Consider the following 13753-nt stretch of genomic DNA (forward strand, 5'->3'; position numbering starts at 1 on the left):
ACGTTATCACTTACATCGTTTATATTTAATAAATGCAAAAAAGATGACAACCATGAAAACACATTACGTTCTTTTTTTAATACTCTTTTCAATTACTGGATTTTCTCAAGACAAAAAAGCTTTTAGTCAGTTTGATACTTCTGGGATGAAAACTGATATATTAATACCACAATCGCCTGTAATAGACATAACAGAATACAACCAGAAATCTATTACGCTATATAACTTCTACCAAGCTTACAAAGCTGTTCAACAGAACGATTTCAGGAACAGACTAAAACCACTATCAACACTAAAGTCTGCAAGTAAAACCAGTTACTTCACACATAAAATACCTATTGCCGTTTTACACAGTAATTTTGACATAATTAAAACAGAAGCTTTGCAAAACCAAACTGTTACTCGCAATAACGCAGGCTATATTATAAGGAACAACACGAACAACACTATTTTTGATCAACAAAGCATAATAATAGCCGCTCCCCTAATAAAAACACATAAAGGCTTAACCGTAACCTTTACAGTTTCTGAAGAACACATTTATGACACCACTGAAAACCCTATAAAAGACATAAGTATAAATTTTGATGATGGACGTGGTTTTATTTCAGTCAATACAAATAGAGACCTACAAGTTTCCTATCTAGAAGCTGGTAAAAAGACACTAACCTACAACTTCACCTTAATAGATGGCACCATTATTTCCAGAACATCTCATCTAGAAATAACCTATTCCAACTCCGACTTACAAACGCTTTTCAACAGAAATATCCAAACCTTTAATGCTACAACCAATTTCGACTTATCGCAATACGGTGAAACAACCTCCTATACAGGTGTGGGTGAATACGAATTATTTTTAAGTTCCGATAACATTTTAGACAAACCAATACTCTTAGTTGATGGTTTTGACCCATCTGACAGTAGAGATATTACAGGTATTTATGACCTTCTTAATTATGAAGAAAACGGAAACACTTCTAATCTAGGTGATATAGTAAGAGCTGAAGGGTTTGATCTTGTTATATTAAATTTCCCCATATATACACGAACTGCAGACAATACCGTAATTGATGGCGGTGTCGATTTTATTGAACGAAATGCCATGATTTTAGTAGATCTGATAAACTTAATAAATGATCAAAAGGTTGGAAACGCACAAAATGTAATAATCGGGCCAAGTATGGGAGGCTTAATCTCAAGGTTTGCATTAAATTACATGGAAAGCGCAAACTTAAATCACGATACCCGTTTATGGATATCTTTTGATTCACCACATCACGGCGCCAATGTCCCTATTGGCTTTCAACATCAATTTAACTTTTTAGCTTATGGACTTGATGACTTCAGCATTATAGGGAATCAAAATGTAGAAGAGCTACAACCTATTATTGACGGCATGTTAACCTCATCAGCTGCTAGACAAATGTTAGTCGACCAATTTGAGCCTCATATAACAAATTCAGACGGTGTGACATTTAATGGTAGTTTGGACTTGCCACGAGCACATCCTTTTAAAACTATTTTAATGAATAGCATGACAGCTTTAACAACATCAGGTTTTCCAGAACAAACTAGAAATGTAACAATTAGTAACGGCTCCGGAATTAATGCCAGGTATCCTAGTACTAACAACACCGATTTATTACCTGAAGTCCGCATTTTAAATGCTAATATAGATGTTATGACCGGCGCTGATTTAAAAGTTGAAACACGTTTCACCCCTTACACCAACAATCAAGTTTATAGTAGTAAAGTACACTTAGATTTTGCCTGGTGGTTTCCCTTAGCTAACGACCGTATTAATAACGCGACCGCTTCGGCAACTAACTACTCTAATGGCGTAGACGCTGCTTCCGGTGGATTGTTTGACATTTCCAACCTTACCGAAGATCTAGACACAGAAGGACTTGTAGGTGATTTTTTAAATGCTCTAACCACTAATTATTTTAATTTTATACCTAGTGTTAGTTCTATGGCTTTTGAAATAACTAATAACGAAATAGATTGGTTTCACACCCCTTCCAACATTATGACCTCTCGAGGCACAACCAACACCACTCCTTTTGACGCCTGGTATATGCCTGAAGAAAACCAACCTCATGTTACTTTAACACCTCAAAATGTTGCATTTGCTATTAATGAAATTATGCCAGAAACATTAAGCGTTACCAACGAAACCGCTAATTTCATCAAGTTAGAAAAAAACCCATTAACTAACAGTTTAACACTACTCAGTTCACAAATTTATACTGATAGTCATTTAAAAATTATAGACCCCACAGGTAAACTTGTATACCAGAATACAGTAACGTTAAACAAACGCACAACAATCCCTATACAATTAGCTTCAGGAATATACATCCTAGCTTTAGAAACCAATAAACAAGAACAATTTCGAACTAAAATACTTGTAAAGTAATAATCTGAAAACAAAAAAACTCCGAGAACTAATCTGGGAGTTTTTTTTGTTTCTAAATATTTAAATAGACTTACAACTACTTACCTTTATATTTCATAGGTAAGTGCACTACCTTTTTAGTATCAAAAAATTCTTCGGTATAAAAGTCCGATATATTATAAATAGTAGCCGTTTTATAACTCTGTAATTCTTCTGATAAATCACCGCCTTTTAGATATAATATCCCATTTTTCAACTCGTGATTTTGTTGTTTGGCAATTTTACCTTTCACCCAATGAACAAACGTAGGCATTGCCGCCACTGCTCTACTAATTATAAAATCATACGTATCATTCACTTCCTCCACACGCGTATGAGTTGTTTTCACATTCGTTAACCCCAATCCAGCTACAACCTCATCTACTACTTTTAATTTTTTAGCAATACTATCTACAAGATGAAAAGAACATTCTGGAAACAAAATAGCCAAAGGAACCCCTGGAAAACCACCACCGGTACCAACATCCATTAGCTGTGAACCCGGCTTAAACTCAATCACCTTCGCAATAGCTAAAGCATGTAAAACATGACGTAAATACAACTCGTCAATATCTTTTCTAGAAACGACATTAATTTTCAAGTTCCAGTCTTGGTATAAGCCTTCTAGCTGTTTAAATTTTGTTATTTGGTCCTCTGTAAGGTTTGGAAAGTATTTTAAAATGAGCTCCATGCAGTTTTATTTTTGGCAAAAATAGGTAAATTTTTGTGCATATTTTTATGAAAAGTTTGTGCAGATACCCACTCATAAATAATTATATTTGCATAAATATCAAATTTATGCTTCAAGCGTAAATACATTTAATACAAATAGCATGACAAATAAAGCGCTTTCTTTCTCGAGAAACGACTCTGCGAAATTCTTCAGAACACTAAATAAACGTGTAAATAATTATTTCAAAGAAAACAACATAAAAAAAACTGGTAATTGGAAACTATACATTAAAGCCATTATCATGTTTACATTATTATTAGGACCTTTAGTTTTAATACTAACAGTTAGCCTACCAAGTTGGGTACAAATTATCTGTATGGTGATTATTGGAATTGGTATTGCAGGAGTTGGTATGAATGTAATGCACGATGCAAATCACGGCTCTTTTTCTAGTAAAAAATGGGTTAACACTTTAATGGGTAGCAGTATTCATATATTAGCTGGAAACGATTACAACTGGAAAGTACAACACAATGTTCTACATCACACCTACACAAATATTCAGGGACATGATGAAGATATCGATGCCGGTAGAATTATCCGTTTCTCAAAACATTCTAAATGGCTTAAAATTCACCAATACCAAAAGTACTATGCCTTTTTACTTTACGGATTATTAACTGTAAACTGGGCTATAACTACAGATTTCAAACAAACATACCAATATCTTAAACGTAAATTATCATATGGTGATTTCCCAAATCCTGCTACACAATGGACCAAGTTAATAGTTGGTAAAATTGTATACTATTCTATCTGGGTGGTATTGCCTTTATCATTAGGATTTGCTTGGTGGGAAGTTCTTATTGGTTTTATCATCATGCATTATACTGCAGGAATTATTTTAAGTGTTATTTTCCAATTAGCGCATGTAATGCCTAATACGGAGATGCCTATTCCAGATGAAAATGGAACAATGAAAAACACTTGGGCAATTCACCAATTATTTACAACTTCTAATTTCTCACCAAAAAGTTGGATTGTTGAATTTTACACAGGTGGATTAAACAGACAGGTAGAGCACCATTTATTTGCTCATATTAGCCATGTACACTACAAGCACATTGCTAAAATTGTTAAAGAAACCGCTCACGAATTTAGCTTACCATATAATGAATATAATTCAATATGGACCGCTATAGCTGAGCATTACAACCAATTAAAAGTACTAGGAGCAAAACCAAGTATTGCATCATAAATTTATCATTTTATATTTTTTTTTCAATGAAAGCACTTTCAGATAGAGTTTTAAGTATGGCTACTTCTGCCACTTTAGCAATGGCAGCCAAAACACGTGAATTACGCGCAGAAGGCAAAGATATTATTGGCTTAAGCTTAGGTGAGCCTGATTTTAATACACCAGATTACATTAAAGAAGCAGCTATACAAGCTATTAATGAAAACTATAACGGTTACACTCCAGTTGATGGTTATGTAGAACTGAAAGAAGCTATTATCACAAAATTTAAACGTGATAACAATCTTAATTATGGTTTATCCCAAATTGTAGTTTCAACAGGCGCTAAACAAGCACTTTATAATGTTGCTCAAGCTATGCTTAACCCTGGAGATGAAGTTATACTACCTTGTCCTTATTGGGTTAGCTATTCTGATATTGTAAAACTAGCAGAAGGTACACCTGTAGAAGTCAAAACGAGTATTGCTACCGATTTTAAAATGACACCTGAGCAACTTGAAGCTGCTATTACACCTAGAACAAAAATGATTTGGTACAGTTCACCATGCAATCCTAGTGGTTCACTTTATAGCAAAGCTGAATTACGTGCATTGGCAGACGTATTAAAAAAACACCCACATATTTATGTGGTATCTGATGAGATTTACGAGCATATAAATTTTACTGAAAATGGTCATACTAGTATGGCTGAATTCCCAGATATGTTTGACAGAACAATAACAATCAATGGGGTTTCTAAAGCCTTTGCTATGACGGGCTGGCGTATTGGCTATATTGGCGCTCCTGAAGCTATTGCTAGAGCTTGCAACAAACTACAAGGTCAAGTAACCAGTGGTGCTAATTGTATAGCACAACGTGCCGTTATTACAGCTTTAAATGAATCACCTACACGTGTTAAATACATGATTGATGAGTTTAAAATACGTAGAGATTTAGTTTTAACATTACTAAATGATGTTCCTGGGTTTATAAACAATACGCCTGAAGGTGCTTTTTATGTATTCCCTAATATTTCTGCTTTCTTTGGCAAAACATTAAAAGGAACAACTATAAACAATGCTTCTGATTTCTCTTTATTCTTATTAGAGCACGCTTTAGTTGCTACAGTAACGGGAGATGCTTTTGGTGCACCAAACTGTATCCGCTTATCATATGCAGCGAGTCAAGAGCAAATTATAGAAGCAATAAGACGTATTAAAGAAGCTGTTTCTTAAGACTACTAGTAAACAGATCAAATAACCATATAAAAAAGCCACTCCGAAAGAAGTGGCTTTTTTTATATCATTTTATTTATTTTACACTATCTATTTCTCCAAAAGAAAGGCGTTAATAAGATAAGAACAGTAAATAACTCTAAACGCCCTATTAGCATTAAAAATGCTGCCCACCATTTACCTAAAGCCGGTAAAGCCGCATAATTATCAACAGGACCGAACGCACCAAAAGCAGGACCTACATTCCCCAAGCTAGATGCAGCTATACCTATTGAGGATATTAAATCTAACCCAAACATAGAGAACACTAAAGCACCTACAATAAACGATAGCATATAAAGTATAAAGAAGGCTAAAATATTAAAAACAATTTCACCTGAAACAGCCCTAGAATTATATCGCACTGGTAAAATAGCATTTGGATGTAAAGCCCGTTTAAACTCTAAAAACCCATTTTTTATTAAAATTAAATGACGTACCACTTTCACACCCCCTGAAGTACTTCCTGCAGAACCTCCTAAAAACATAAGTCCGAAAAAGAAAACCACTAAAAATGGCGACCACAAAGTATAATCGGCTGAAATAAAACCTGTTGTTGTAATTACTGTCAACACTTGAAATAAAGCGTGTCTAAAAGCACTTTCTGCTTCTCCCCAAACCATCGGATGGTTTATAGATGAAAGCGTCGGATCGGCTTTAAAGTACACAATAAATGCTGCTATGACAGTAAATATTAAAACAAACACCGTATAAAGTCGTACTTCTTCATCCTTAATAATTTTTTGAATCTTACCTTTAAAAGCAAAATAGCTTAGTACAAAATTAGTCCCTGCTAAAAACATAAAAAAGATAATAATATACTGTATTAAAGGTTGATCATTCCAATAGGCTACACTGGCATTTTTAGTTGAAAAACCACCGGTAGACAAGGTACTTAACGAATGGTTTATGGCATCAAAAAAGCTCATCCCAGCAAGTTTCAACAGTATTGTTTCGGCAATAGTATACCCAACATAAATAAGCCATAATCGCTTAGCTGTATCGGTTATTCTTGGATGTAATTTATCACCACTTGGTCCAGGCGCCTCAGCTGCAAAAAGCTGCATACCTCCTATTCCTAATAAAGGTAAAATAGCAATAGCCAAAACAATAATCCCCATCCCACCAATCCAGTGGGTCATACTACGCCAAAATAGAACGCCATGCGGAATTATTTCAATATCACTTAATATGGTGGCACCCGTTGTTGTATAACCTGATATGGTTTCTAGAAATGCATTCGTAAAATTAGGTATAGCACCTGTAAACACATAAGGCAATGTGCCTGAAAAAGCCATAACTAACCAACCAAAAGTAACCACAATATATCCCTCTCGTTTATTCATGATTTTCTCATGATTACGAGTTGGGATCATCAAGGAAATTCCAACTAGAATGGTACTAAAAGCTGCTAAAAGCAACCTAAAAGTCACCCCGTCTTTATATAAAAAACTAATTAAGGCAGAAACTAGCATGAAGCCACCATTAAAAAGTAATAATACGCCTAAAAAATGAAAAATGATTTTAAAGTTAAGCTTCATATTTACAGAAATAGCTTTTCAACTTCTTTAATGGATCGTGGCAAACCACAAATAACAACGCGGTCACCTTCTTGAATTCTAAAATCTCCTAAAGCAATATTCCCAACACCATCACGAATAACGCCCGCAATAATTGCCGATCTTGGAAACCCTGCATCTTTAATTAACTTATTACAAATTTTTGAACGCAATTTCACTTTAAACTCTAAAAGCTCCGCATTCATATTATTCAACTTGGTCATGGCTAGTACTTCGCCACGTCTAACGTATCTAAAAATATTATTAGCTGCTAGTAGTTTTTTATTTATCAAGGTATCGATACCTATAGACTGCGATAGTTCAAAATAATCCATATTTTCAACTAAGGAAATCGTTTTTTTAACATGTTTAGATTTGGCCACTAAGCTAGACATGATATTTATTTCGCTATTTCCAGTAACGGCAATAAACGCATCCATATCACTAATATTTTCTTCATCTAATAACGCAACATTTCTTCCATCGCCATTAATAACTAGTACATCTGGCAATTCATCGGCAATATCAAATGCACGAATTTTGCATTTTTCAATAAGCTTAACATTAAAACCGCTACTCGCTAAATCACGAGCTGTTTTATAGCCTATTTTACTACCGCCAAGAATCATCACATTCTTAATATCGGTATTAGACTTTCCTGTAATTTTACACAATTCTTCAGCACCACCTTCAGATGTAATAAATACTACATGATCGCCCTCTTTAAGTTGGGTATCACCTCTTGGGATAATGGTAAACTGTGTTCCAAATCGTTGAATAGCTATCGGAACAAAATGAATTTCGGGAAATATTTCAGCAGCTTCTTTAACTGTTTTCCCAGCAAAAGCCATAGTTCTGGACAAATCCAAACCAACCATAGTTAAGGCCCCATCTTCAAAAGCATAAGTATCACTAAAAGCCGATTGCGATAATAGCAACCTAATTTCTGACGCTGCTAAAGCCTCTGGAGAAATCAGTTCGTCAATTCCAAATTTAGTAAAACCAACCTCATCTTTATGATGAATAAACTCCGTATTGGAAATTCGAGCTATGGTACGTTTAGCACCTAATTGTTTAGCTAATACACAAACCGTAATATTTGTAGTTTCAGAAGAAGTTACGGCAATAACCAAATCACTTTGTGCTACTCGAGAATCTTTAAGAATCGATATAGAAGTTGCATCTCCTTTAACCACTTTAATATCTAAATGGTTATCGGCATGAAACAAACTCTCTTTATTGGTATCAATTAATGTTATTTCTTGCGACTCAAAGGACAATAATTTAGCCAAATGAAATCCAACTTCACCTGCACCCGCAATAATTATTTTCATCTGCTTACTGGTATTGTGTTTTTAATAAACCAATACGCCTTAATAGCATAAACATACTATAGCTTAGCATCTATAATTGTTTTATGTATTAGTCCCGGTTTCATGGTTTATATACTAAAAAGTAGTGCAAATATAAAGCAAAAATTAGTTTCGCCATATAAATCATGGGTTTATAATAAATTACCATCTAGTTGCTTAATGGTTAAGTAATAGTTTATATTTGCGAAAAAAAGATATAAGTTGTCAAAAGTAAATCCATATAAAGACAGTGACCTTGGAAAAAAAGAACAGGTTACAAAAATGTTTGATACTATTTCCGGTAATTACGATGGTTTAAATCGGGTAATTTCGTTTGGTATTGACGTGTCTTGGCGCAAAAAAGTATTAGCTATTGTAAAAGCTAGCAATCCTGAAACAATTTTAGATATTGCAACAGGAACCGGCGATTTAGCCATTATGCTTGCTCAAACGGATGCCAAAAAAATTGTTGGCTTTGATATTAGTAGCGGAATGCTAGAAATAGGAAAGCAAAAAGTTAGTCATAAAAACCTAAACGATAGAATTGATATGGTTTTAGGCGATTCTGAAAACATGCCTTTTGAAGACAATTCTTTTGATGCTATTACTGTAGCCTTTGGTATTAGAAACTTTGAAACCCTTGAAAAAGGTTTAGCTGAAATCCATCGTGTTTTAAAGCCAAATGGAACGTTTGTTATTTTAGAAACCTCCATGCCTACAAAAACACCTTACAAACAAGGATATAATTTTTACACAAAAAATATTCTTCCAATTATAGGTAAAGCGTTCTCAAAAGATAAAACAGCTTACAAATATTTATGCGAATCGGCTTCTGTTTTTCCTTTTGGCGAAGAATTAAACAATATTTTACGTAAAATTGGGTTTACTAATGTAAATGACTTGCCACAAACATTTGGCGTAGCCACTATTTATACATTATCAAAATAGTTTTATGAAAAAACACCTGCTCCTTTTTGGGTTTATTTTACTTGCACAAATAGCATCTGCTCAGTTATTTTCTAAAGAAAAAATTAGAAATCTTGAAACTGAAGACAAAAAGCTTTTAAGTTATGGATTCTTTTTAGGGTATAATAGTTACGATTTTAACTTTGATTATAACACCGACAGGCCTGATATACTTGTTGAAAAAACAGGTGGTTTTAATGTTGGACTAATTGGAAACCTCCGAATTATGGAATATATGGATCTGCGTTTTGAACCAGGTTTATATATTACTACGCGTAACTTAATTTATGATGAAAGTTACTTTAACGGTATGGAATTCACAGATACCGATTTAACACGTGAAGTTAAATCTACTTACATTCACTTTCCTTTATTAATGAAATTTTCAACCAAACGAATTAATAATTTCAAACCTTTTGTAGTTGCTGGATTATCAACAGCTTTAAACTTATCAAGTAACGAAAACAATCCTGACGATAATAGTAGTGGTCAGTTTAGAACTAAAAAGAATATGTTTTTCTACGAAATAGGTTTTGGGGTTGATTTTTATTTATACTTCTTTAAGTTCACACCTTCTATTCGTGGTGTTTTTGCTCTTAATGATGAAATTATTCAAGACAAAGACCCAAACAGTCCATGGACAAGTAATGTGAACAGTATGAAAACACGCGGTGTCTTTTTAAATTTCACCTTTCAATAATCAACACCTTTTATAAGGTTTAGGTTATGTCATTTAAATCTTGAAACGGAGTAAAACAGTTATATACACATAATTAGAGCTCTTTATTTAGCTCCTTTTAAATTCGCTTAACAAAATAGCTGTAGCTGTAGCTACATTTAAACTTTCGGTTGCTTGAATAGCTCCAAACCTTGGAATACTCACACGCTTGCTTACTTGCGCCTCTATAGCTTTAGAAATACCATTTGCTTCATTACCCATCACCAAAATACCGCGAGACTCTAAAGCATTAGTGTATACATTATCACCATCCATAAAAGCACCATAAACAGACAAATTAGTTTGCTTTAAATACGTTTCTAAGTCGGTATAAATAACCTGAACTCGGGTAATAGACCCCATCGTAGCCTGAATAACTTTCGGATTATAGCAATCAACCGTTTGAGTATGACATATTAATTGCGAAATACCAAACCAATCACAAAGTCTAATAATTGTTCCTAAATTACCAGGATCACGAACATCATCAAGCGCTAACTGCAAACCTGACTCATTAATTTCTTTGAGTTTGGGGATTTCAAAAACAGCCAACGCCTGATTGGGTGTTTTTAGAAAACTTATTTTCTTTAAATCCTTTTCCGAAATTAACGTTTCCGAATCGGCATCCAAACCAAAAGAAGAAACCGTATATACTTGCTGGAGCTTTAAAGTAGAATCTAAAAGCTCATTAATGGTTTTTACACCTTCAGCAACAAACAACCCATGTTGTTGTCGGTACTTTTTTTGCTTTAAACTGCTAATAAGTTTTATTTGATTTTTAGATAGCATAAAACCGCTTTTTATTAATGGGGACTAAATTAAAAAGAATAAAACACAAAGCTTTCAAAATGTGTCATTATATTAATGCTTTATTTACATGGAAATAATGTATTTTTGACTCAATTTTCTGATAATTTATCAGCAGTTATAAAACATCAACACCAACGCTAATTTTTTATAATTATACGTATCCTTGAGAATACCTTCATCAAAAATAGCATTTTGCACATTTTTAACGCTACTTCTAGCGTCATGTAATACCATAAAGCGTGTTGGAGAAGATGAACAGTTGCTAACTAAAAATACCATTTATGTAAATGACAAGGTTAGCAATAGTGAAAACATTAATAACCTATTATACCAAAAAGCCAATAGGAAGCTACTTACAGTTCCTATCAGGTTACACATATATAATTTAGCACGCCCAAATATAGATTCTATTTTAGAAGCTAACTTAACACAGAACTCTAAAAAAGAAGCACGCCTAGAGCGGTTTTTATCTAAAAAGCAATTAGACCAATATATTGAATCCCGTAAAGGCATTAATGAATGGCTAAAAAAAACAGGAGAAGCACCTGTAATATTAGATTCCGAAAAAACCGAACGGTCTATAAACAAATTAGAAGCCTACTATTTTCATAATGGCTGGTTTACAGCCAAGGCTCGCTCTGAAACAACTCAAATAGACTCAAGTCGCGCCAAAATTGATTATTACGTAACAACTGGCGACCCCTATATTGTAGATTCGCTGAGCGTGAAAATCTCATCGCCCGCAATCGATTCATTGTACAATAAGTCTAAACGCCGATCCCGCATAAAAATGAACCAACAATATAAAACGGTTACATTTGAGCAAGAAAAAAGTCGCTTAACATCCTACTTTAGGAATAACGGTGTCTATCATTTTAGTGAAGACTATGTGTATTTTGAAATGGATACCATTAAAACCGATAAAAAGGTAAAAGTGGATTTACAAATTCAAGATCGATTAATTAAAAATGAAGATTCATCACGCCGTGAACCATTTACAATCTATAAAATAAAAGATGTGAATGTATTTACCAACTATTCCTATTTAAATAGAAACAAAAATCAACACGACACAACAAGATACAAAGGTTATAATTTATTAAGTGATGGTAAGTTGCGTTTTAAACGAAAAGCACTTACAGATGCTATTTTTATCACACCAGACTCTATTTTCAAAGACCAGGACAGAACACTTTCTTACAGACACATTTCAGAATTACGCACCTTTAAGTATCCTAATATTGAGTATGTAGAAAACTCCGATAGCACACTTACAGCTAATGTATACTTAACACCACTAAAGAAATTTGGTTTGGAATTTAGTACGGAAGTATCTCAAAGTAATATTCAAACAATAGGCTTATCATTAAACCCATCCATACTTATGCGTAATGTATTTGGAGGAGCCGAAACCTTACAACTTACAGCATTCGGTTCTATTGGTGCCTCAAAAGATGCTAATAATGATGACGATCGTTTTTTTGATATTAATGAGTGGGGAGCCGATTTAAAACTTACATTTCCACGCTTACTCCTCCCGTTTAATACCCGGAAACTAATCCCTAAAAGCATGTCGCCTAGTACGAGAATGAGTATTTCAACTTCTAGCCAAACCAACATAGGATTAGATAAACAAACCCTTTCTGGAACATTAAACTACGGATGGAAACCTAATTCTAAGGTTACAAACGGATTTGATTTATTCAGCATCCAATATGTAAAAAACTTAAACCCCGACAACTACTTTAATGTTTATAGCACCTCATATAGCACGCTTAACGACATTGCTCAAGATATCGGTTATATAGATTCAAATGCCGATTTGGGTATTCCAGGACAAGCCAATGCATTTATTCAAGAAGCATTAAGTAGCACGCCCCCAAATGGCTTAACTAGCGATAACATTCAAGATATTAGCTATATAAATGAGCGTCAAGAAAGACTAACGGAAAACAACCTTATTGTCGCATCTAGTTATAGTTATGTGCGCGATAACAGACGGAGTTTATTTGACGAGAGTTTTTCTATTTTCAGAGGTAAAATTGAAACAGCAGGTAATATCGTATCATTAGGATCTAATTTATTTGGCGCCCCTAAAAACGCCAATGGAAATTACGAGCTTTTTGATGTTGCTTATTCGCAGTATATAAAAACAGAATTAGACTATATTAAACACTGGAACTTAGGCAAAAAGCAAGTGCTTGCTATGCGCACATTTTTTGGAATAGCTATTCCTTATGGAAATTCAAACAGTATTCCCTTTTCTAAAAGTTTCTTTGCTGGAGGAACAAATGATAATCGTGCATGGACAGCCTATAGTTTAGGACCTGGAAGCTCAGATAGTAACGACGAATTTAATGAAGCTAATATGAAAATAGCCTTCAATTTAGAATATCGTTTTAATATTTTCGGTGATTTTTATGGTGCCTTTTTTGCCGACGCAGGAAATATCTGGAATGTATTAGATAACATTGAAGACCCCAAAGCAACATTTACCGAATTTAAGTCTTTAGAGGATATTGCTTTAGGTACAGGTTTTGGTTTACGTTACGATTTTGGCTTTATTATTTTCCGTTTTGATACCGGTTTTAAAACCTACAATCCCTCCTACCAAATGGGCAACCGATGGTTTAACGATTACAATTTCACAAACGCTGTTTATAACATTGGTATAAATTACCCCTTTTAAGCTATTTATTTTATTATTTTTGCTTCACTAAAAAC

The 13753-nt window shown here is 34.0% G+C and carries 10 protein-coding genes; 6 read left to right on the forward strand and 4 right to left on the reverse strand.

The window, feature by feature from the left end:
- The first annotated feature begins 52 nt into the window (after positions 1–52).
- Entirely contained in the window at positions 53–2422 is a 2370-nt protein-coding gene (locus ACW5R3_RS11925) for a T9SS type A sorting domain-containing protein (RefSeq protein ID WP_456577244.1), read from the forward strand.
- A 76-nt stretch (positions 2423–2498) separates the two neighbouring features.
- On the opposite strand, the gene rsmG is transcribed toward ACW5R3_RS11925, so the two are convergent.
- Positions 2499–3131, reverse strand: a complete 633-nt coding sequence (gene rsmG / locus ACW5R3_RS11930; RefSeq protein WP_456577245.1) for a 16S rRNA (guanine(527)-N(7))-methyltransferase RsmG — start codon at positions 3129–3131, stop codon at positions 2499–2501.
- Between the two features lie 142 nt (positions 3132–3273).
- Here rsmG and ACW5R3_RS11935 point away from each other — a divergent pair, with 142 nt between their 5' ends.
- Positions 3274–4371: a fatty acid desaturase family protein gene (locus ACW5R3_RS11935; RefSeq protein ID WP_456577246.1), complete on the forward strand. Its 1098-nt coding sequence runs from the start codon at positions 3274–3276 to the stop codon at positions 4369–4371.
- 26 nt (positions 4372–4397) lie between these two features.
- Entirely contained in the window at positions 4398–5585 is a 1188-nt protein-coding gene (locus ACW5R3_RS11940) for a pyridoxal phosphate-dependent aminotransferase (protein ID WP_456577247.1), read from the forward strand.
- 86 nt (positions 5586–5671) lie between these two features.
- On the opposite strand, the gene ACW5R3_RS11945 is transcribed toward ACW5R3_RS11940, so the two are convergent.
- A complete protein-coding gene (locus tag ACW5R3_RS11945) occupies positions 5672–7165 on the reverse strand; it encodes a TrkH family potassium uptake protein (RefSeq protein WP_456577248.1) in 1494 nt (497 codons plus the stop codon).
- 2 nt (positions 7166–7167) lie between these two features.
- Positions 7168–8517: a Trk system potassium transporter TrkA gene (trkA, locus tag ACW5R3_RS11950; RefSeq protein ID WP_456577249.1), complete on the reverse strand. Its 1350-nt coding sequence runs from the start codon at positions 8515–8517 to the stop codon at positions 7168–7170.
- 240 nt (positions 8518–8757) lie between these two features.
- Between trkA and ubiE the strand changes: the two genes are divergently transcribed.
- Positions 8758–9483: a bifunctional demethylmenaquinone methyltransferase/2-methoxy-6-polyprenyl-1,4-benzoquinol methylase UbiE gene (gene ubiE / locus ACW5R3_RS11955; protein ID WP_456577250.1), complete on the forward strand. Its 726-nt coding sequence runs from the start codon at positions 8758–8760 to the stop codon at positions 9481–9483.
- A 4-nt stretch (positions 9484–9487) separates the two neighbouring features.
- A complete protein-coding gene (gene porT, locus ACW5R3_RS11960) occupies positions 9488–10201 on the forward strand; it encodes a type IX secretion/gliding motility protein PorT/SprT (protein WP_456577251.1) in 714 nt (237 codons plus the stop codon).
- An 87-nt stretch (positions 10202–10288) separates the two neighbouring features.
- Here porT and ACW5R3_RS11965 read toward each other — a convergent pair whose 3' ends face one another.
- Positions 10289–11008: a TrmH family RNA methyltransferase gene (locus ACW5R3_RS11965; protein ID WP_456577252.1), complete on the reverse strand. Its 720-nt coding sequence runs from the start codon at positions 11006–11008 to the stop codon at positions 10289–10291.
- 184 nt (positions 11009–11192) lie between these two features.
- Between ACW5R3_RS11965 and tamL the strand changes: the two genes are divergently transcribed.
- Entirely contained in the window at positions 11193–13718 is a 2526-nt protein-coding gene (tamL, locus tag ACW5R3_RS11970; protein WP_456577253.1) for a translocation and assembly module lipoprotein TamL, read from the forward strand.
- The last annotated feature ends 35 nt before the right edge of the window (positions 13719–13753 follow it).

The sequence above is a fragment of the Algorimicrobium bowmanii genome (genome assembly GCF_054031195.1).